This is a genomic window from Aurantimonas sp. NFXS3 (genome assembly GCF_049132005.1).
In the GTDB taxonomy this organism is placed as follows: domain Bacteria; phylum Pseudomonadota; class Alphaproteobacteria; order Rhizobiales; family Rhizobiaceae; genus Aurantimonas; species Aurantimonas coralicida.
In genome coordinates, this window is sequence record NZ_JAGDDZ010000001.1 from 618,573 (window position 1) to 637,819 (window position 19,247).

The following is a 19,247-nucleotide window of genomic DNA, read 5'->3' on the forward strand; positions in this document are numbered from 1 at the left end:
ATAGCTTTGATGGCACATACCGCGAAGCCGGACCTGCGTCCGGCCAATCCCCGTTTTTCCTCCGGCCCCTGCGCGAAACGACCCGGCTGGTCGCTCGACGCACTCAACGATGCCGCGCTCGGTCGCTCGCATCGCGCCAAGGTCGGAAAATCCAAGCTTCAGCAGGCGATCGACGAGACCCGTGAGGTTCTCGGCGTGCCCGACGACTATCGCATCGGCATCGTGCCGGCGTCGGACACCGGCGCGGTCGAGATGGCGATGTGGTCGCTGCTCGGCGCCCGTGGCGTCGACATGCTGGCCTGGGAATCCTTCGGCGCCGGCTGGGTGACCGACACGGTCAAGCAGCTCAAGCTCGACGATGCCCGCGTCTTCGAGGCGCCCTATGGCGAGATCGTGGATTTCGCCGAGGTCGATTTCGACCGCGACGTGGTCTTCACCTGGAACGGCACGACCTCCGGCGTGCGCGTGCCGAATGGCGACGCGATCCCGGCGAGCCGCGAAGGCCTGACGATCTGCGACGCCACCTCGGCGGCCTTCGCCCAGGACCTGCCCTACGACAAGCTCGATGTGGTGACCTTCTCCTGGCAGAAGGTGCTCGGCGGTGAAGCGGCGCACGGCGTCCTGATCCTGTCGCCCCGCGCCGTCGAGCGGCTGGAGAGCTACAAGCCGGCCTGGCCGCTGCCGAAGATCTTCCGCATGACCAAGGGCGGCAAGCTGATCGAGGGCATCTTCAAGGGCGAGACCATCAACACGCCGTCGATGCTGTGCGTCGAGGACTATCTCGACGCGCTCGGCTGGGCGAAGTCGATCGGCGGCCTGCCGGCCCTGAAGGCACGGGCCGACGCCAATCTGGCGGTGATCGAGAGCTTCGTCGACACGCATCCCTTCCTGGCGTTCCTGGCCGCCGACAAGGCGACCCGGTCCAACACGTCGGTCTGCCTGACCTTCGCCGATCCGGCCGTGGCCAATCTCTCCGACGACGCGCAGAACGCCTTTTCCAAGGCAGTCGTGTCGCTCCTCGAGAAGGAGGGCGTCGCCCTCGATATCGGCGCCTATCGCGACGCGCCGGCGGGCCTGCGGATCTGGTGTGGCGCGACGGTCGAGACCTCCGACGTCCTGGCGCTGATGCCGTGGATCGAATGGGCCTTCGAGACCCAGAAGGCCGAGCTCGCCAAGGCAGCCTGATCCGGTCGCGGATCATTCCATTCCCTGCAAGGGGAGGGATGTCCGGCCCGAAGTAGGGCGAACGATCCGGGAAGGGGCGCCGCGCGGCAAGCCTTGTTCAGGCGCTCTTGCGACGCGTCGCCCGATCCTTCGGACCGTCCTCATCCGTGTGTGGGTGAGGGACGGCCGCCTCGTTCCAGTTCACAGCATTCAGTGTTTTCGCGACGCCGGAAAACCGCGTCGATCATCATTCAAAGGACCATTCCCATGGCACCTCGCGTTCTCGTTTCCGACAAGCTTTCCAAGACCGCCGTCCAGGTCTTCACCGACCGCGGCGTAGAGGTCGACTACATGCCGGATCTCGGCAAGGACAAGGACAAGCTGCTCGAGATCATCGGCCGGTATGACGGCCTCGCCATCCGCTCGGCCACCAAGGCGACCGAGAAGCTGATCCAGGCGGCGACCAATCTGAAGGTCATCGGCCGCGCCGGCATCGGCGTCGACAATGTCGACATCCCGGCGGCCAGCCGGAAGGGCATCATCGTGATGAACACGCCCTTCGGCAATTCCATCACCACCGCCGAGCATGCGATCGCGATGATGTTCGCGGTCGCCCGCCAGCTTCCGGCCGCCGACGCCTCGACCCAGGCCGGCAAGTGGGAGAAGAACCGCTTCATGGGCGTCGAGATCACCGGCAAGACGCTGGGCGTGATCGGCTGCGGCAATATCGGCTCGATCGTGGCGACCCGCGGCGTCGGCCTGAAGATGCGCGTCGTCGCCTTCGACCCGTTCCTGTCGCATGAGCGCGCCGCGCAGCTCGGCATCGAGAAGGTCGAGCTCGACGAGCTGTTCAAGCGCGCCGACTTCATCAGCCTGCACACGCCGATGACCGACAAGACCAAGGGCATCATCAACGCGGCGGCGATCGCCAAGATGAAGGACGGCGTGCGCATCATCAATTGCGCCCGCGGCGGTCTCGTCGTCGAGGCCGATCTCGCCGAGGGGATCAAATCGGGCAAGGTGGCCGGTGCCGGCGTCGACGTGTTCGAGACCGAGCCGGCGACGGATTCGGTGCTGTTCGGCCTGGAGAACGTCGTCTGCACCCCGCATCTGGGCGCCTCGACCTCGGAAGCGCAGGAGAATGTCGCGGTGCAGGTCGCCGAGCAGATGTCGGACTATCTCGTCCGCGGCGCCGTCTCCAACGCCATCAACATGCCGTCGATCACGGCCGAGGAAGCGCCGATCCTGACGCCCTTCGTCAAGCTCGCCGAGATCCTCGGCGGTTTTGCCGGGCAGGTCACCGAGGAGCCGATCACCTCGGTCGAGATCCTCTATGACGGCACGGTGGCCGGCATGAACACCAATGCGCTGACCAGCGCGGCGCTGTCGGGTCTGATCAAGAGCCAGGTGTCGGACGTCAACATGGTCTCGGCGCCGATCATGGTGAAGGAGCGCGGCATCCACGTGACGGAATCGCGTCGCGACCAGTCGGGCGTGTTCGAGACCTACATCAAGCTGACGGTGACGACGGAGAAGATGACCCGTTCGGTGGCCGGCACGGTGTTCTCGGACGGCAAGCCGCGCTTCATCCAGATCAAGGGCATCAATCTCGACGCCGAGGTCGGCCAGCACATGGTCTATACGACCAACAACGACGCGCCGGGCATCATCGGCCTTCTGGGCACGACCTTCGGCGCTGCCGGGGTCAACATCGCCAACTTCCAGCTCGGCCGGAACCGTCCGGGCGGCGACGCGATCGCGCTGCTGTATCTGGATTCGCCGATGCCGGAGGACCTTCTTAAGACGGTGCTCTCCCACAAGGAGATCATCAGCGCCAAGCCGCTGCGCTTCGACGTTGCCGAAGCGGCCGTCTAACGGCCTGAGACCAGGATCGCGGCGCCCCGTTTCTTGCGGGGCGCCGCTTACGCCTCGCTCGCCTTGCGGGCGCGGGCGGCGCCCCGCTCGGCGAGCATGATGCCGCCGAGGACGAAGGTGAGGGCGGCGACGTGATAGGCGTGCAGCTCCTCGCCGATGATCAGGACCGCCAGGATGGCGCCGAAGATCGGGACGAGATTGACGAAGAGATTGGCCCGGTTGGGGCCGATCAGCTCGATGCCGCGGATATAGAGCACCTGCGCCAGCAGCGACGGGAAGATGGCGGTATAGAGCGCCGCGGTCATGCCGGAGGTGTCGGGCAGCTGGGTGTGGCCCATGGCCCATTCGATACCGGCCAGCGGCACCGAGACGACGAGGGCGGAGAGGGCGAGAACGAAGATCGTCGAGCGCCAGTGCAGCTTCGGCTTGAAGCGCAGCGCCACCGTGTAGCCGCCATAGATCAGGACGGCGAGCATCATCAGCGCGTCGCCGCGGTTAAGGTCGAGGGCGAGCAGCGCGGACAATTCGCCGTGAGAGGCGGTCAGGGCGACGCCGACGATGGTCAGGCTGAAGCCGATGATCTGGAACAGCGTCACGCCGGTGCGGAACAGAAGGAAGTTCGCCACGAAGACGATCAGCGGCATGGCCGACTGCTCGATGGTGACGTTGATGGCGCTGGTATAGTTCACCGCCAGATAGAAGATGGCGTTGAAGCAGGTGAAGCCGATCGCGCCGAGGGCGAAGAGGAAGGGCAGGTTACGCCGGATCTCCGGCCATTCGCGGCGCACGTCGCCCCAGGCGAAGGGCGCGACGAACAGGCAGGCCAGCGTCCAGCGGATCAGGGTCAGGAGCATCGGCGAGACGTGGCCGACGGCCAGCTTGCCGGCGATTGCGTTGCCGGCCCAGAACAGGGCGACGGTGCCGAGGACGAGATAGGCGTTGCGGAAATAGGACGTCATGCTTCGCGTTTACGCGCGCCAGGACGATGCGCCTAGAGGGGCGGATAAAATAAGGTTCGCTGACGAGTGGCGCGGCCGGCATTTCGCGCCGCCGCGCAGCTTGCATGTCGGGCCAAATTGTCGGAAGTCCGCCGCAGGACCGCCTCGCTTCGCGCCGGGCGCTTGACTATAGTCCGCGCGCCTTCGGCAGCAGGGTGCGGGGCGAACATTCGCGAGAAGGACATATCATGGCCAATGTCGTCGTCGTCGGTTCCCAGTGGGGAGACGAGGGTAAAGGCAAGATCGTCGACTGGCTGTCGGAGCGGGCCGACGTGGTCGTGCGCTTCCAGGGCGGGCACAATGCCGGCCATACGCTGGTCGTCGACGGCGTCTCCTACAAGCTGTCGCTGCTGCCCTCGGGCGTCGTGCGCCAGGGCAAGCTGTCGGTGATCGGCAATGGCGTGGTTTTCGACCCGCATGCCTTCGTGGCCGAGAAGAACCGCCTGCAGGAGCAGGGCGTGTCGGTCAGCCCGCAGACGCTGCGGATCGCCGACAATGCGGCGCTGATCCTGTCGCTGCACCGCGAACTCGACGCCACCCGCGAGAACGCCAGCGCCGCCGGCACCAAGATCGGCACGACGGGCCGCGGCATCGGCCCGGCCTACGAGGACAAGGTCGGCCGCCGCGCCATCCGGGTGATGGACCTCGCCAATCCCGAAAGCCTGCCGGGCCGCATCGAGCGGCTGCTGGCGCATCACAACGCGCTGCGGCGCGGCCTCGGCCAGAGCGAGATCGACCCGGCGGCGATCCTCGACGAGCTGACGTCGGTCGCCGACGAGATCACCCCCTATATCGACCGGGTCTGGCGGCTGCTCGACCAGCGGCGCAAGGCCGGCGACCGGATCCTGTTCGAGGGCGCGCAGGGCACGCTGCTCGACATCGACCACGGTACCTATCCCTTCGTGACCTCCTCTAACACGGTGGCCGGGCAGGCCGCGGCCGGCTCCGGCCTCGGCCCGTCGAGCCTCGGCTTCGTGCTGGGCATCACCAAGGCCTATACGACGCGGGTCGGCGAGGGGCCGTTCCCGAGCGAGCAGGACAACGAGATCGGCCAGTTCCTGGGCGAGAAGGGCCGCGAATTCGGCACCGTGACCGGGCGCAAGCGCCGCTGCGGCTGGTTCGACGCCGTGCTGGTGCGCCAGGCGGTGGCGCTGAACGGCATTCACGGCCTCGCCTTGACCAAGCTCGACGTTCTGGACGGCCTCGACGAGATCAAGATCGTGGTCGCCTACAAGCTCGACGGCAAGACGATAGACTATCTGCCGGCAAGTCTTGCCGAGCAACAGCGCATCGAGCCGATCTTCGAGACCTTGGAAGGCTGGCGCGACACCACGGCCGGCGCACGCCGCTGGACCGATCTTCCTGCCCAGGCGATCAAGTATGTCCGGCACATCGAGGAACTGGTGGAAGCGCCTGTCACGCTTCTGTCGACCTCGCCGGAGCGCGACGACACAATACTTGTTCGCGATCCGTTTCAGGACTAGAGTCCCGGCGCCGGCGCACCAGAAATCAAGACGAGTGAGTGACTGCGATCCATGGCGGATTTGAGCGGCGTACTTCGCAAGACCATCGATGGCCTGCCACGCGCAACGCCGCAGATGCGAGCGAAGGTCTACGAGAAAGCCCGCGCGGCGATCCAGCGGCAGATCCAGGCGGCCAATCCTCCTCTTGCCGAGGAGGTCGTCGCCGCACGCCAGTCGGCGCTCGAGGATGCGATCGCGCGCACCGAGCAGCATTATCTCGACCAGGATGGCGACGGCAGCGAGCCCACGGCAGCGGCACCGGCCGCGCCGGTCGCAGCGTCGCCGGCGTCTGCGCCTGCCGATGCGCCGGCAGCCCCTTCCGAGGACATGTCCCCGCGGTCCGATTTGCGGCCGTCCGAGCCGCCGCGGCCGCAGACGCCGCCGGCTGAGCGCCCGCGCGCGCCGCAGCCGGACAGCCGCATCGAACCCTCCTTCGACGGCGGGCGCCCGGACGCGGGTAACGCTGCAGCTGCCGCCGGCGGGGCCAACACGCATTCGGCCTGGGAGCGGGAGACGCCCGCCACCCCGACGCCGTCCGCGCCTAAGCCGCAGGGCGCCGGCGCGGCTTCGCCGGCCAGGCCCGGACCGGCCAAGGATGCCGGGCGCAGCGATCCGCCGCCCTTCTTCCCGGTCTCGGCGGAAGAGCCCGAGGGCGGGGCGCGTCCCGCCGCCGTGGGGGTGCCGTTCATCGTGCCGTCGCAGGAGAGCGGTCGCTCCGGTCCCGCCGTTGCCGGGACGGACGATGCCAATGACGACGAGGACCGGTTGCCGGCCGGCATCCGCTCCGACGACGACCTGATCCCCGCCGCCGACCTGACCGCGCCGCGCTACTCTGCGCGCCAGCGTCGAAAGTCCGGCGGTGCCGGCAATCGCGGTGCGATCACGGCCGTTGCCGCCGTGCTGATCCTCGGCGGGCTGGGAACGGCCGGCTGGATGTATCGCGAGGAAATCCAGGCGATGCTGGTCGATCCGGCGGGCCTCGAGACCATCGCCACGAACAACGCCGACGGCACGCCCGCGCCGACGCCGACGGACGAGGCCGGGACCGACGTCGCCGCGGTCGATCCGGCAGCCGAGACGCCGGACGCCGAGGGCGAGACCGCGTCGGAGATGACGACGCCGGCGCGGGAATCGACACGGCAGTTCACCCAGCGGCTGCTGCCGGACGGCACCGAAGTCGACGAGGGCCCGGCCGAGGTCGCGCCGAACGCCTTCGACGAGGGCACGAACATCGCCGCCGCCTCGCCGGTGGAGACGCCGGACCTGTCGGGCAATCCGACCATTGCCAGCGAGATCGGCGAGAATCCCGAAGTCGTCGGTGCGCCGGAGACGCCGGGCGAGACCGCGGCTGAGACGCCCGATGCCGCGCCGACCGAGGACGCCGCAGCCGGCGAGACCGAGGTCGCAGCCGTCGATCCGTCCGAGGACGGGGTGGGCGTCGCGCAGGACGCGGTGTTCTACCAGGAGCGCACCGAGACGGTGCCGGGCACGCAGGAGAGCGGCGACGTCGTCTGGTCGGTGGTCAACGAGTCGCCGACGGAAGGGCAGCCGCCCGAGCCGGCGATCCGGGCCGAAGCCGAGATCCCGGACGAAAACCTGAAGATGACCATGACGATCCGGCGCAATGCGGACCCGACGCTGCCGGCCAGCCACGTCATCGAGCTGCTGTTCACGACGCCGGAAAACTTCGCCGGAGGCAGTGTCGCCAACGTCCAGCGGCTGGCCCTGAAGCCCTCCGAGCAGGCGCGCGGCGAGCCGCTGATCGGGGTGGCCGGCAAGATCTCCGACGGCTTCTTCATCATCGCCCTGAACAATCTCGAACAGGCGATGCAGAACAACATGGCGCTCCTGCAGAACGAGCAGTGGATCGACATTCCGATCGCCTATGCCTCGGGCCGCCGGGCGCTGATGTCGATTGAGAAGGGCGTGCCGGGCGACCGGGTGTTCAAGGAAGCGATCGAGGCCTGGAAGGCCAAGACCTGACGGGCATTGACTGCCGCGCCTGAGGGCAGGGCGGGGGCAGTCCGCGGCACGGTTCAAGCGTGCATCATGCGAAAAGGGCCGGCCCGCGGATTGCGGACCGGCCCTTTCTTCATTCTGGCTGTGGTCGCCGATCAGGCGGCCGGCTGCTCGACCGTGCGCAGCGCCCGGTTGGTCGCGTCGGCGGTGTCGCGCACCGCCTTCTGGACCTTCTCGAAGGCGCGCACCTCGATCTGGCGCACCCGCTCGCGGCTGATCTCGAACTCGCCGGACAGCGTCTCCAGCGTCAGCGGATCCTCGGCCAGGCGTCGTGCCTCGAAGATCCGGCGCTCGCGGTCGTTGAGCACGCCCATGGCCTGCTGCAGCATGCCGCGACGCTGGTCGAGCTCGTCGTTGCGGGCGAGCAGGTCTTCCTGCGTCTCGCTGTCGTCGACCAGCCAGTCCTGCCATTCGCCGGATTCGCCCTCGGTGGCACGCAGCGGCGCGTTGAGCGAGGCGTCGCCGGACAGGCGGCGGTTCATCGACACGACTTCCTCGTCGGACACGCCGAGATTGGTGGCGATCTGCGAGACCTGGTCGGGGCGCAGATCGCCCTCGTCCAGCGCCTGGATGCGGCTCTTCATCTTGCGAAGATTGAAGAACAGCCGCTTCTGGTTCGCCGTGGTGCCCATCTTCACGAGGCTCCAGGACCGCAGGATGTATTCCTGGATCGAGGCCTTGATCCACCACATGGCATAGGTGGCCAGACGGAAGCCGCGCTCCGGATCGAAGCGCTTGACGGCCTGCATCAGGCCGACATTGCCTTCCGACACGACTTCGCCGATCGGCAGGCCGTAGCCGCGATAGCCCATGGCGATCTTGGCGACGAGCCGCAGATGGCTGGTGACGAGCCTGTGCGCCGCGTCGCGGTCGTCATGTTCCGCGTAACGCTTCGCCAGCATGTATTCTTCCTGCGGCTCCAGCATCGGGAACCGCCGAATCTCTTCCAGGTACCGGCTGAGGCCGGCTTCGCCCGAGGAGATGCTCGGGAGATTGGCTTGGGCCATATGTGCGCCCTCCATCGTTGCAGACGACCGCTTTTCGCGAAAGCCGGTCGGTGTGCGGGCCGCCTTCGCCTGCCCGCACCTTTCAGATATGGGGATTACCCCGGCCGATTGCACGGCAAGATCATGGGATCAGCGCGCTGAACGATCTGTTCGCGAACGCTCACCAATGGCCTCGGCAACGGGTCTTACCCTGTAGAAATCCCGAAGGCGGCGCACAGTTCCACCATATCGGCCGGCAAATCCGCCTGGAACGCCAGATCCTCGCCGGTGACCGGGTGGACGAAGCCGAGCCGGAAGGCGTGCAAGGCCTGACGGTCGAAGCGCTCGACGACTTGGCGGGCGTCGTCCTCCAGCCGCCGCGACTTGCTGCGGAAGCCGGCGCCATAGACGTCGTCGCCGACGAGCGGATGGCCGATATGCGCCATGTGGACGCGGATCTGGTGGGTGCGGCCGGTTTCCAGCACGCATTCGACCAGCGACGCGATGCCGTCGTCCAGCGTCGAGGCCTTGACCAGGTTGAAGCGGGTAACGGCATGGCGGGCGTCGGCGCGGTCGGCGGCGACGACGGCGCGCTTGACGCGGTCGGTGGTGGAGCGGCCGAGCGCCGCGTCGATCGTGCCGCTGGGCCGCAGCGGGACGCCCCAGACCAGCGCCAGATAGGCGCGCGACAGGCGGCCGTCGCGGCCATGGGCGGCGAACTGGTCGGCAAGGCCCTGATGGGCGGCATCGGACTTGGCGACGACCAGCAGGCCGCTGGTGTCCTTGTCGAGACGGTGGACGATGCCCGGCCGCTTGACGCCGCCAACGCCGGAGAGGCTGTCGCCGCAATGGTGGATCAGGGCGTTGACCAGCGTGCCGGTCCAGTTGCCCGGGCCGGGATGGACGACGAGGCCGGCCGGCTTGTCGATCACGACGAGGTGTTCGTCCTCGAAGACGATGCTCAGCGGGATCGGCTCGGGCAGGGGCTCGGGGTCGGATGGCGGCGGAATGTCGACGGCGACGATCTCGCCGGCGGCCAGCTTGCGCTTGCCGACGGTGACGGTCACGTCGTCGACGGTGACCTGGCCGTCGGCGATCAGGGCCTGGGCGCGGCTGCGCGACAGCGCGCCGTCGCTGGCGGCGGCGACGAAGGCGTCGAGCCGGATGCCGGCCCGGTCGTCCTCGACCAGAAAGCGGCTTGTGTCGGCGGCTTGCGGCCCTGTAGGAGCGATGTCGACCATCACAGTGCCCGATCCGCTGGAGTGACAGGCATTTTGATCCCTCTCAATGCGGTGTCCCGTCCCGAAACCAGATGCATCCTTCGGGACGATGCCGCCGCCAGACCGACCGGACGCGCCATGAGCATCGAGGACAACGACGACACCGAAAAGCCGCTCGACCCGGCGACCGAACGGCTCCGGCGCAAGATGGTGCGGCTCTTGGTGGTCTCGATCGGGATCATGACGATCGGGCTTATGGCCGTGCTGGCGGCCATTGTCTACCGCACCATGGGCGGGCCGGGGCCGCTGGAGGGCATCGAGACGACCATCGCGCTGCCGGCCGGCAGCGAGGTGCTGGAAAGCTCGCTCGACGGCAAGCAGGCGCTCCTGCGCGTGCGCAACGGGTCCGAGGTGTCGCTGTATCTGGTGTCGCTCACCGACGGCAGCGTCACGGCCCGCTACGCGCTGCCGCAATAGTTCGCAGAATTTGCCCGATGCCCCCCTTGCATCGGGCAAATCGCCCGGTTATATCCTCGCTCACCAGCAAGCGCCCATCGTCTAGCGGTTAGGACGGCGCCCTCTCACGGCGCAAACAGGGGTTCGATTCCCCTTGGGCGTACCACTCCCCCTCTCGGGTGGTTGCAGTGTTTGCTGGCTTCCAATCATCGATGACATTATTCGCAGCCGAGTGTCGCTTCGCGTTCTTGGGCGGCGCAGAGCGCCTTGCCGTGGCGGGGCTTGCCGATCTGGCTGGCGCTTCCCGCACTCGTGTCGAGGCGCGCCAGTTCGTCGCTCGCTGTCGTGGGCGGCGGCGTGGTAGGACGCTGTCTGTATCGTCATCGCAACGGGGAAAACCGATTGTCCGCAGCCATGGGCCGGAAGATTCTGACACTGGCACTCGCCCTGTGCCTCACCACGACCGTCGCCTCGGCACAGAAGCCGGTTGCCAGCATCGAAGCGCAGGTGAAGCGGTGCTGGACCTCACCGTCGGCGCAGAGGGCCACCTCGGTCCGGCCCATCACCTTCGTCCTGCAACTGGCGCCCGACGCCGATCTCGTGAAGGCCAGCACCGACTACGTGCCGGCGAATGCCGTCGAACGGACTTTGCGCGATGCGGCGGTGAGGGCGATGAAGCGCTGCCTGCCGTTGCGCGCGCCGGACGCGCCCTATGAGGAGTGGAAGGAAACGAGGGTGACCTTCGAGATGGAGAAGGCCTCGGGGGCGTCGCAGTTCGAACTGCCGGACTGATGCCGGCGATGCGGCCTGCCGGTTTGCCCGATGCGGCGAACGGCGATACGCAGGCCGCCCCGGGCGCTGCCGCGCTTCTCTCCGATTGGTTCGACGTCTCCCATGCCGGTTTCGCTTTCCACCATCGCCATCGACGACCCGGCCGACCCGCGGGTCGAGCCGTTTCGCAATGTGCGGGACCGCGATCTCGTCGGCCGTGACGGCTTTATCGCCGAGGGCACGGTGGTGCTCGACCAGCTTCTGGTGTCGCAGCGCTTTCGGCCGACATCGCTGCTGATCCTGCGCAACCGGCTGGCCGGACTGACCGAGCGGCTGGCGCGGTTTCCAAACGACGTGCCGATCCATGTGGCGGACCAGGCGGTGTTCGACGGGATCGCCGGCTTTGCCGTGCATCGCGGCGTGCTGGCCCATGGGGCAGAGCGCGGAGCGCGGCCGTCGGCGGGCGAGACGATCGCGGCGGCCGGCGGGCGGCCGGTCGTCATCGCCGTGGGCCTCTCCAACCACGACAATCTCGGTGCGATTTTCCGCAATGCGGCGGCGTTCGGCGCCGGTGCGGTGCTGTGCGACGCGACCAGTTGCCATCCGCTCTATCGCAAGGCGCTGCGGGTGTCGGTGGGCACGGCCCTGACGGTGCCCTGGTGCCGGGAGGGGACGGGCGAGAGCCTCGTCGCGGCGTGCCGGGCGGCGGGCTACCGGGTCCTGGCGCTGTCGCCGGCCGGCGAGACGCCGCTGGCAGGGCTGGCGACGGCAGGACGCACGGCGCTGTGCCTCGGCGCCGAAGGGCAGGGGCTGTCGCCGGAGCTGATGCGTGCGGTCGAGACGGTGCGGATCGAGATGGCGCCGGGGCTCGACAGCCTGAATGTCGCGACCTCGGCGGCGATCGTCCTGCACCGGCTGTTTGCCGGAGACGACACGACGGGGTAGCGGGGCGCCGGGTCGCCAAGCGCCCACGCGCGGCACGGTCGATCGGCAGCGGTAGGGGGCGCGGGGTCGGCCGGTCTTTCAGGCGACGACGCGTCGGCGGGCGCGAGCTATTCGGCGGCCTGTCCGGTGGTCTTCGATTCCTCGGCGCGCAGGCGCCGGACCCGGCCGGCCAGCGTCGGGCGTCCGCTTTCGGCAGTGCCGGTCTTGCCGGACTCGTCCGCGGCCAGAATGCGCTCGATGACGGAATTGGGGCCTTCGGCCTTGCCGGTCAGGTGAATCACCCGGGCGGCAATGTCGCTGATGCGTTCGCGCAGGGCTTCCTCGTCGTCGTCCTCGCCCAGCGGATGGGCCGGCAGGTCGAGATGTTCTTCCAGCTGGCGGCGCACGGCCTCGGCGCTGACCGGGGCAGCGGCAGCCACGACCGGAGTCTTGTCGATGTCGTCCGGGGATGTGTCGTCCGCCCGGCTCGCCTGCGGCAGATCGGTGTCATCCGCGTCGTCGAGACTGTCCCGGCCGCCGGCGTGCAGCGCCAGGCGCTCGTCCTGGTCGGCGAGGCGCGCGGTGAGGCGGATGACCTTTTCCTCGAGCTTGCGGGCGGTCGCCTTTTCCTTCTGCAGGCTGGCGTCGAGGGCGCCGACCTGGCTGCGCAGACGGTCGATCGCATTGTCGCGCTCGCGGCCGATGCGCTCCTGCGAGCGGACCTCGTCCTGGGCTTCCTCCAGCCGGGTCTCCAGCGACACGATGCTCAGCTTGCGGTCCTCGGCGATGCCGGTCAGGTCGCGGAAGCGATCGGAGAGGGCGTTCATCTCCTCGGTGCGCAGGTCGAGGTCGTGGACCGTCTCGCGCAGCTCTTCCTCGAGCTTGCGATAGTCCTGCTCGCGGGCCTCCAGGGCGGCGGAGAGTTCCTTCAGATCGGCGACGTTCTGGGCGACGGTCTCGGTGAGGACGCGGTTGCGACCGCGCAGATCGGCATTCTCGACGGCGACGCGGCCGGCCTCGGCGCGCTCCAGCGCGGCCTTCTCGCGGACGGCGTGGGCTTCCATCTCGCGGCGCCGGGATTCCATGGCGGCCTGGGCGCGGACATGGTCGTAGCTGGCGCGGATCTCGTTGGCGCTGACGGGAATCGTCGCCTCGAACTCGCGGCGGGCCAGTCGCTTGGCGCGGCGCCAGACGATCGGCGACACGAGCAGGGCGATCAGGGCAGCGGCCAAGAAGCCGAACAGGAATATCAGGCCGGAGGCGATCATGGGGACCTACGCTGGGGGCTTTCGGATACCCTTATAACGCACGAAGCGACAATAGGGGCCGAGGCCCGGGCTTTTCGGTGCGCGATTCACGGTCCGGTATGGTCATCGGGCAACGCTTGCGGCGGCCGGGCTGACCGGCCGCCGCGCGGGTGATGGGCTCAGAAGGGATTCCAGGTCGGCATCGGGGTCAGCTTGAGATAGCCGAGATTGACGCCGAGACGGGCGCCGACGCCGGTCTTGATGGGCACCAGCACGATGTTGTCACGGGTCAGCACCGTCATGCCGAGGCCGCCGACCAGATAGGCACTGCCCGAGACGCCGCCGAAGCGGCCATAGACGGCTTCCACCGAGGGCAGGTCGTAGACCAGCATCATGGTGCGGGCGCCGTCGCCGCCGACATCGAAGCCGAGCGAGGGGCCCTGCCAGAAGATACGGTGCTCGCCGGCATTCTTGGTGAAGAGCGTGCCCTCGCCGAAGCGCAGGCCGCCGAAGAAGGCGCCGGCGGCTTCCTCGCCGAGAATGTAGCCGTTCGGCAAGCCGAACTTCTTGAACGCCTGCTCGACGACCTGGGCGAGGCTGCCGGAGGTGGTGCCGAAGAATTTATGGCCGGTGGCGATGACCTCGTCGGTGTTGTAGCCGCTGGTGCCGGCCTGGGCGTGAGCGGGAGATGCAGCGCCGAAGCCTGCGACGAGGAATGCGGTGGCCGCAGCGAAGAGGAGACTGCGGACCGCCCCTGTGATGGCATTCATGTTCGGTTCCTTTCGACAGGGCGGGCGCGGGCGATCGACGACCGACCCGGTACCCGCTTGCGACGCGATATCCGGCATTTGACCAAAACATGCTTTCCAATCGCCTAACGCCCGCAATGTGCGTGTCGCGGCGGTACGGATGATGCGGCTCGGTTGACGGATTCCGGGCAGGAACCCATGCTTTGTGCCAAAGCGAGACGGCTGATTCGCCGTCGGCTCCCCATGGCTCGATCGAACGGAACCTCCTGCATGACAACCCTTCCCGAACTGTCGGCTGCGGATCTCGCCGCGCTGTTGTCCAGCAAGCTGTGCCACGACATCATCTCGCCGGTGTTCGGAATCCAGAGTGGCCTCGAGCTGCTGGACGACATGCCGAACGATCCCGAATCGATGGAGCTGGTCCGCCATTCGCTGAAATCGGCCGTCGCCAAGCTGCAGTTCGCCCGCATCGCCTTCGGCGCCGCCGGTTCGCAGACCGCGACGATCGACCTGAACGACGCCAAGACCGTCGCCAATGGCTACATGAACCACGAGAAGGCAGCGATCGTCTGGGAGGGCGAGCCGGGCTACGTGGCCAAGAATTTCGTCAAGATCATCCTCAATCTGATCGTCCTAGCCAACGCCTCGATCAGCCGGGGCGGGGAGATCAAGGTGGTGATCGAATCGATCGATCCGCCGCGCGCGACGGTGCGCGCCACCGGCGACCGCATCCGCATCCAGCCGCGGCTGATGGCGCTGCTCAACGGCGACGTGGCGCAGGAGGCGATGGATGCCCAGACGATCCAGCCCTATTACACGCTGTTCCTCGCGCAGGAATCCGGCCTGACGGTCGCGCACGAGAAGACCGAGGGCTCGGTTCTGTTCACGGTGGCCTGACGGACACGCCGTTTAGGTAATGTTACCCCTGTTCCTGAACGAAACAGCAAAGATGCTGCGCTAGGACTGATCCACCACGAAGGAGTTCCGGACGGATTGTCCGGGCCCCGTCAGGAGAGGTGAGCGCCCATGCAGAGCTGTCTGATCGTCGATCCGGCTCCGGTGATCCGGAAGGTGGCGTCGCGCATCCTGTTCCAGATGGGACTGACGGTTGAAGGGGTCGCCTCGGGCGACGAGGCCAAGGCATGGGTCGCCGCCAACGGCCTGCCGGAGATCGTGATCGTCGCGGCGTCGGCGGAAGATCCGGCCGGCGTCGAGCTGGTCCGCCATCTGCGCGCCGAGGCGGAGGGCCGGCCGACCGTGATCCTCGCCTCGATCGTGGAATCCAACCTCGGCCTGATGACGCGCCTGCGCCGGGCCGGCGTCACCGACTATATCTACAAGCCATTCGATCGCAGTGCGCTGGAAGGCTGGCTGACGCCTTTCGTCCAGGCTGCCGGCACCAGCGCGGAAGGCGCCTCGGCCTCGGCCGCGTGAGCCGACGTCTCGCAAGGCAGGCGGCGCATGGCGCCGATCATCCGCAACAGCCAATCCGAAAACAGCCAGGCCCGAATGCCAAACGGCCCGCCGCGGGGAACCGGGCAGGCCGTTTGGAAGACAGGTCCCGAAAGATCCGGGACGCGATCAGAAAGCCGGGCGCGCGATCAGGCGGCGCCGCGGGCGACTTCCGGCTCGCGCAGCACGTAGCCGCGGCCCCAGACCGTCTCGATGTAGTTCTTGCCCTCGGTGGCCGTCGCCAGCTTCTTGCGCAGCTTGCAGATGAAGACGTCGATGATCTTCAGCTCGGGCTCGTCCATGCCGCCATAGAGGTGGTTGAGGAACATTTCCTTGGTGAGCGTGGTGCCCTTGCGCAGCGAGAGCAGCTCCAGCATGGCGTATTCCTTGCCGGTCAGATGCACGCGCTGGCCGTTCACTTCGACCGTCTTGGCATCCAGATTGACCGTCAGGTCGCCGGTGTTGATGACCGACTGGGCATGGCCCTTGGAGCGGCGGACGATGGCGTGGATGCGGGCGACCAGCTCGTCCTTGTGGAACGGCTTGGTCATGTAGTCGTCGGCGCCGAAGCCGAGGCCGCGCACCTTGTCCTCGATACCCGCCATGCCGGAGAGGATCAGGATCGGCGTCTTCACCTTGGACAGGCGCAGGGTGCGCAGGACTTCGTAGCCCGACATGTCCGGCAGGTTCAGATCGAGAAGGATGAGGTCGTAGTCGTAGAGCTTGCCGAGGTCGACGCCTTCTTCGCCCAGATCGGTCGTATAGACGTTGAAGCTCTCTGACTTGAGCATGAGCTCGATGCTCTGCGCGACCGCGCTGTCATCTTCGATCAAAAGAACGCGCATCAGAAATTCCTCTTAGCCCAGCCCTGCCGATTCGGGTAAACGGCATGGCCCCGGTTTGTCTAAAGTTCGGCCCAAAAGTGGCACGAAGTGGTTAACAAATGCTCACAATCCGAACGGTCGGCCGGGCTGCGGGCATCTGTCCTACGATGAAAGACCTGGTTTCCCTTGGTCTGACCCCGGTGTTCCGCCTGATTGAGCGATCCGCCAAAGTCGGTGCGTTCGGTTTACCCAGCCTTAAATCCTCACCCCTATGATTAATGGTGCGCGTAAACAGACGGTTAAACGCATAGCTCACGAGGCTTGCCCAAAACCGTCCGCCGCATCTTTTCCGGGCCGTCAGACGGAGCCCGTCATCTGGAGTTTGAGTGATGAAGCGTGACAACCTGGTGCGACTGACGCGTTTCAAGGTCAGCGAAAAGCGTCGTCAGCTCGAGCAGCTCGAACTGATGATGGGGGAGTTCGCCCGGATGGCGGCCGAGCTCGATCATCAGATTTCGAACGAGGAAAAGAAGGCGGGGATTACCGATATCACCCATTTCGCCTATCCGACCTTCGCCAAGGCGGCGCGCTCGCGTCGCGACAACCTGACCAATTCGGTCCAGGACCTGCGGACCCAGATCAACGCCGCGAAGCTGGCGCTGGAAGAGGCCGAGGCCGAATTGCTGCATGCCGAGAAGCTGGAGCTGCGCGACGGCCAGCGCGACGGCGAGGACGACCGCCGCGAAGCCGTCGGCTGACCAGCGACCGCCCGGCGCGAACCGCACCGGCAATCTTTCACTCAGCCCCTGGCGCCGCGCGGCGACGGGGGCGGTGATCGGTCGGCCCGACTTTCGCAAGGCCGCGTGATCTCAGTGCCAGGACGCCAGTTGGGCGGGCCTGGCATTTTCCGTATCGGGATCGGCCACGCGGCGATGCCGCGACAGGCGTCGCGCTCAGGCCGAGCGGCCGTCAAACGGGCGGAAGAAGGCGCGAGGGGAGGGGAGCGGGAATCGGACCGGCGGATTCGTGCGCAGCGCGGTCCAGGCGATTCGATCGGCGACGGCACGGCGCCGTGAGGCGACCGCGGCAGGCGGATCAACCGGTTTGCGGCCGGCCGGAGCCGGGCGCTGAGAGCCCCGCACGAGGCGGGGCCCGATCCGACCGTCAGTGAAGGTCGGACTTTTTGCGGTATTCCTGGATCTGCGTGGTGCGCAGTCCGGCAAGCCCGTGCTGGTCGATGGACATCTGCCAGGAGACGAACTCCTCGACGGTCAACGTGTACCGCGAGCAGGCTTCATCGAGACTGAGGAGGCCACCGCGCACGGCGGCAACGACCTCGGCCTTGCGGCGGATGACCCAACGTCTGGTGTTGGATGGCGGCAGGTCGGCAATCGTCAACGGGCTGCCGTCGGGGCCAATGACGTACTTAACGCGTGGTCTAACCTGATCGGTCATTGTACTCTCTACAACACTCAAGACCTAATCGAGCCCCAACCTAGAACGCCGCTCCTAAAAAATCCGTCAAGCGTCGCGTAAGGTTTCGATAACAGTTTGAAGCAATTGGCCAACTGCCTGCGAATCCGGGCTTTTTCGCCCTGACGGCGTGAAAAGTGGCCTCCGAAAATCCGCATTTCGCGGCTGCAAGCCCCGATTGGCGCCCCGCGGAGGCGGAAAATAGCGGCCGCGGCGAAGTTTTTTGCGCGTCGCGAGTCGGCCTCGCCGTCATGCTGCCGCCACAGGGATTTTGCATTCGGTCCCCGCCTGCGGGTAGAAGCGGGCATTCCCGTACCCACATCCCGTCCATTCGAACACGCTGCCGGAGTGGCCGATGTCGAACAGTCTCGATCTGCCGAAGCCACCCGCCGACACGCGCGTCGTCGTCGCCATGTCGGGCGGCGTCGATTCCTCCGTCGTGGCCGCGATCCTCAAGGAGGAGGGCTACGACGTCGTCGGCATCACGCTGCAGCTCTACGATGCGGGCGAGGGGGCCCGGCGTGCCGGCTCGTGCTGCGCAGGCCAGGACATCCACGATGCCCGCCGCGTCGCCGAGACGCTGGGCATCCACCATTACGTGCTCGACTATGAGGACCGGTTCCGCAAGGCGGTGATCGATCCGTTCGCCGCCAGCTACCTGGCCGGCGAGACGCCGATCCCGTGCGTCGCCTGCAACCAGACGGTCAAGTTCCGCGACCTCCTGGCCACGGCGCAGGATCTGGGCGCCGACGCGCTGGCGACCGGCCATTATATCGAGAGCCGCCAGAACGGCGCCCATCGCAGCCTCTACCGGCCGGCCGATCTCGACCGCGACCAGAGCTATTTTCTCTATGGCACCACCCAGGAGCAGCTCGACTTCCTGCGTTTCCCGCTGGGCGGGCTGACCAAGCCGCAGACGCGTGAGCTGGCCGAGCGGCACGGCCTCGTGGTTGCGGCCAAGCCCGACAGCCAGGACATCTGCTTCGTGGCCAAGGGCCGCTACAGCGACGTCATCCGCAAGCTGCGGCCGGAAGCCAGCGAGCCCGGCGACATCGTCCATCTGGACGGGCGGCATCTGGGCCGCCACGCGGGCATCGTGCACTACACGATCGGCCAGCGCCGGGGGCTCGGCATTGCCGCGGCCGATCCGCTCTATGTGGTGGCGCTGGATCCGGCGACGGCGCAGGTCGTCGTCGGCCCGCGCGAGGCGCTGGCGACGCGCCGTCTGACACTGCGCGACGTGAACTGGCTGGGCCGCACCGATCCGGCCGACATGGCAGCGGCGGACGAAGAGATCTACGTGCGGGTGCGCTCGACCCGGCCGCCGGCACCGGCGCGCATCCATGTCGAGAACGGCGCCTGGACGGTGGAGCTGGCCTCGGGCGAGGACGGCGTCGCGCCGGGGCAGGCCTGCGTCTTCTATCGCGGCGAGGGCGTCGGCGCCGAAGTGCTGGGCGGTGGCGTGATCAGCGAGACCGACCGGCCGCAGAGGGCGCAGCGCGCCGCACCGGTGCTGGCCGCCGAATAGGCGCGATCACGTAGGCAGGCAGGCGCGCGCGGGGCCGG

General features: G+C 67.4%; 18 protein-coding genes and 1 tRNA gene. 12 read left to right on the plus strand and 7 right to left on the minus strand.

Annotated elements, in window-relative coordinates:
• The first annotated feature begins 9 nt into the window (after positions 1-9).
• Positions 10-1,185 (plus strand): phosphoserine transaminase, encoded by a 1,176-nt coding sequence (locus J3367_RS02755; RefSeq protein ID WP_024348839.1) that lies wholly within the window; start codon positions 10-12, stop codon positions 1,183-1,185.
• 246 nt (positions 1,186-1,431) lie between these two features.
• A complete protein-coding gene (gene serA / locus J3367_RS02760) occupies positions 1,432-3,039 on the plus strand; it encodes a phosphoglycerate dehydrogenase (protein WP_024348838.1) in 1,608 nt (535 codons plus the stop codon).
• Between the two features lie 47 nt (positions 3,040-3,086).
• Here serA and J3367_RS02765 read toward each other — a convergent pair whose 3' ends face one another.
• On the minus strand, positions 3,087-3,998 hold the full coding sequence (locus tag J3367_RS02765) for a DMT family transporter (protein WP_024348837.1): 912 nt from the start codon (positions 3,996-3,998) through the stop codon (positions 3,087-3,089).
• A 227-nt stretch (positions 3,999-4,225) separates the two neighbouring features.
• On the opposite strand from J3367_RS02765, the gene J3367_RS02770 reads away from it, so the two are divergent.
• Positions 4,226-5,521: an adenylosuccinate synthase gene (locus J3367_RS02770; RefSeq protein WP_024348836.1), complete on the plus strand. Its 1,296-nt coding sequence runs from the start codon at positions 4,226-4,228 to the stop codon at positions 5,519-5,521.
• 51 nt (positions 5,522-5,572) lie between these two features.
• A complete protein-coding gene (locus J3367_RS02775; RefSeq protein ID WP_024348835.1) occupies positions 5,573-7,543 on the plus strand; it encodes a hypothetical protein in 1,971 nt (656 codons plus the stop codon).
• 131 nt (positions 7,544-7,674) lie between these two features.
• Here J3367_RS02775 and rpoH read toward each other — a convergent pair whose 3' ends face one another.
• Complete coding sequence (rpoH, locus tag J3367_RS02780; RefSeq protein WP_009208764.1) at positions 7,675-8,586, minus strand: RNA polymerase sigma factor RpoH; 912 nt, start codon at positions 8,584-8,586, stop codon at positions 7,675-7,677.
• Positions 8,587-8,771: 185 nt separating this feature from the next.
• The gene (locus J3367_RS02785) at positions 8,772-9,806 is read right to left on the minus strand and encodes an RluA family pseudouridine synthase (protein WP_024348834.1); all 1,035 of its coding nucleotides are present in this window, start codon (positions 9,804-9,806) and stop codon (positions 8,772-8,774) included.
• A gap of 117 nt (positions 9,807-9,923) precedes the next feature.
• Between J3367_RS02785 and J3367_RS02790 the strand changes: the two genes are divergently transcribed.
• The 4 genes from J3367_RS02790 (at position 9,924) to J3367_RS02805 (ending at position 11,957) form a co-directional block, all read left to right on the plus strand.
• Entirely contained in the window at positions 9,924-10,262 is a 339-nt protein-coding gene (locus J3367_RS02790) for a hypothetical protein (RefSeq protein WP_024348833.1), read from the plus strand.
• A 70-nt stretch (positions 10,263-10,332) separates the two neighbouring features.
• Positions 10,333-10,407: transfer RNA gene (locus J3367_RS02795), tRNA-Glu, on the plus strand.
• A 236-nt stretch (positions 10,408-10,643) separates the two neighbouring features.
• Positions 10,644-11,033 (plus strand): hypothetical protein, encoded by a 390-nt coding sequence (locus tag J3367_RS02800; RefSeq protein WP_155898350.1) that lies wholly within the window; start codon positions 10,644-10,646, stop codon positions 11,031-11,033.
• Positions 11,034-11,135: 102 nt separating this feature from the next.
• Complete coding sequence (locus tag J3367_RS02805) at positions 11,136-11,957, plus strand: TrmH family RNA methyltransferase (protein WP_024348831.1); 822 nt, start codon at positions 11,136-11,138, stop codon at positions 11,955-11,957.
• Between the two features lie 107 nt (positions 11,958-12,064).
• Here the strand turns inward: J3367_RS02805 and J3367_RS02810 are convergent, their stop codons facing one another.
• The gene (locus J3367_RS02810) at positions 12,065-13,204 is read right to left on the minus strand and encodes a hypothetical protein (protein WP_024348830.1); all 1,140 of its coding nucleotides are present in this window, start codon (positions 13,202-13,204) and stop codon (positions 12,065-12,067) included.
• A 158-nt stretch (positions 13,205-13,362) separates the two neighbouring features.
• Entirely contained in the window at positions 13,363-13,953 is a 591-nt protein-coding gene (locus J3367_RS02815; RefSeq protein WP_009208807.1) for a DUF1134 domain-containing protein, read from the minus strand.
• Positions 13,954-14,202: 249 nt separating this feature from the next.
• Here J3367_RS02815 and chpT point away from each other — a divergent pair, with 249 nt between their 5' ends.
• Positions 14,203-14,829, plus strand: coding sequence for a histidine phosphotransferase ChpT (gene chpT / locus J3367_RS02820; protein ID WP_009208808.1), 627 nt, complete (start codon positions 14,203-14,205; stop codon positions 14,827-14,829).
• A 129-nt stretch (positions 14,830-14,958) separates the two neighbouring features.
• The gene (locus J3367_RS02825; RefSeq protein WP_024348829.1) at positions 14,959-15,366 is read left to right on the plus strand and encodes a response regulator; all 408 of its coding nucleotides are present in this window, start codon (positions 14,959-14,961) and stop codon (positions 15,364-15,366) included.
• A 167-nt stretch (positions 15,367-15,533) separates the two neighbouring features.
• Here the strand turns inward: J3367_RS02825 and ctrA are convergent, their stop codons facing one another.
• Positions 15,534-16,229 carry a response regulator transcription factor CtrA gene (ctrA, locus tag J3367_RS02830; protein WP_009208810.1) on the minus strand — a complete coding sequence of 232 codons (696 nt, stop codon included), beginning with the start codon at positions 16,227-16,229 and terminating at the stop codon, positions 15,534-15,536.
• A 368-nt stretch (positions 16,230-16,597) separates the two neighbouring features.
• Here ctrA and J3367_RS02835 point away from each other — a divergent pair, with 368 nt between their 5' ends.
• Positions 16,598-16,966, plus strand: coding sequence for a flagellar export protein FliJ (locus J3367_RS02835; protein ID WP_029702559.1), 369 nt, complete (start codon positions 16,598-16,600; stop codon positions 16,964-16,966).
• Positions 16,967-17,372: 406 nt separating this feature from the next.
• On the opposite strand, the gene J3367_RS02840 is transcribed toward J3367_RS02835, so the two are convergent.
• A complete protein-coding gene (locus J3367_RS02840; protein ID WP_024348827.1) occupies positions 17,373-17,663 on the minus strand; it encodes a DUF1153 domain-containing protein in 291 nt (96 codons plus the stop codon).
• 373 nt (positions 17,664-18,036) lie between these two features.
• Between J3367_RS02840 and mnmA the strand changes: the two genes are divergently transcribed.
• Entirely contained in the window at positions 18,037-19,209 is a 1,173-nt protein-coding gene (gene mnmA / locus J3367_RS02845; protein WP_024348826.1) for a tRNA 2-thiouridine(34) synthase MnmA, read from the plus strand.
• The last annotated feature ends 38 nt before the right edge of the window (positions 19,210-19,247 follow it).

What these genes read in the sequence shown, in the direction of transcription:
- J3367_RS02755 (WP_024348839.1), top strand. Translation starts at nt 10, where the DNA reads ATGGCACATACCGCGAAGCCGGACCTGCGTCCGGCCAATCCCCGTTTT.
- serA (WP_024348838.1), top strand. Translation starts at nt 1,432, where the DNA reads ATGGCACCTCGCGTTCTCGTTTCCGACAAGCTTTCCAAGACCGCCGTC.
- J3367_RS02765 (WP_024348837.1), bottom strand. Translation starts at nt 3,998, where the DNA reads ATGACGTCCTATTTCCGCAACGCCTATCTCGTCCTCGGCACCGTCGCC.
- J3367_RS02770 (WP_024348836.1), top strand. Translation starts at nt 4,226, where the DNA reads ATGGCCAATGTCGTCGTCGTCGGTTCCCAGTGGGGAGACGAGGGTAAA.
- J3367_RS02775 (WP_024348835.1), top strand. Translation starts at nt 5,573, where the DNA reads ATGGCGGATTTGAGCGGCGTACTTCGCAAGACCATCGATGGCCTGCCA.
- rpoH (WP_009208764.1), bottom strand. Translation starts at nt 8,586, where the DNA reads ATGGCCCAAGCCAATCTCCCGAGCATCTCCTCGGGCGAAGCCGGCCTC.
- J3367_RS02785 (WP_024348834.1), bottom strand. Translation starts at nt 9,806, where the DNA reads ATGGTCGACATCGCTCCTACAGGGCCGCAAGCCGCCGACACAAGCCGC.
- J3367_RS02790 (WP_024348833.1), top strand. Translation starts at nt 9,924, where the DNA reads ATGAGCATCGAGGACAACGACGACACCGAAAAGCCGCTCGACCCGGCG.
- J3367_RS02805 (WP_024348831.1), top strand. Translation starts at nt 11,136, where the DNA reads ATGCCGGTTTCGCTTTCCACCATCGCCATCGACGACCCGGCCGACCCG.
- J3367_RS02810 (WP_024348830.1), bottom strand. Translation starts at nt 13,204, where the DNA reads ATGATCGCCTCCGGCCTGATATTCCTGTTCGGCTTCTTGGCCGCTGCC.
- J3367_RS02815 (WP_009208807.1), bottom strand. Translation starts at nt 13,953, where the DNA reads ATGAATGCCATCACAGGGGCGGTCCGCAGTCTCCTCTTCGCTGCGGCC.
- chpT (WP_009208808.1), top strand. Translation starts at nt 14,203, where the DNA reads ATGACAACCCTTCCCGAACTGTCGGCTGCGGATCTCGCCGCGCTGTTG.
- J3367_RS02825 (WP_024348829.1), top strand. Translation starts at nt 14,959, where the DNA reads ATGCAGAGCTGTCTGATCGTCGATCCGGCTCCGGTGATCCGGAAGGTG.
- ctrA (WP_009208810.1), bottom strand. Translation starts at nt 16,229, where the DNA reads ATGCGCGTTCTTTTGATCGAAGATGACAGCGCGGTCGCGCAGAGCATC.
- J3367_RS02835 (WP_029702559.1), top strand. Translation starts at nt 16,598, where the DNA reads ATGAAGCGTGACAACCTGGTGCGACTGACGCGTTTCAAGGTCAGCGAA.
- J3367_RS02840 (WP_024348827.1), bottom strand. Translation starts at nt 17,663, where the DNA reads ATGACCGATCAGGTTAGACCACGCGTTAAGTACGTCATTGGCCCCGAC.
- mnmA (WP_024348826.1), top strand. Translation starts at nt 18,037, where the DNA reads ATGTCGAACAGTCTCGATCTGCCGAAGCCACCCGCCGACACGCGCGTC.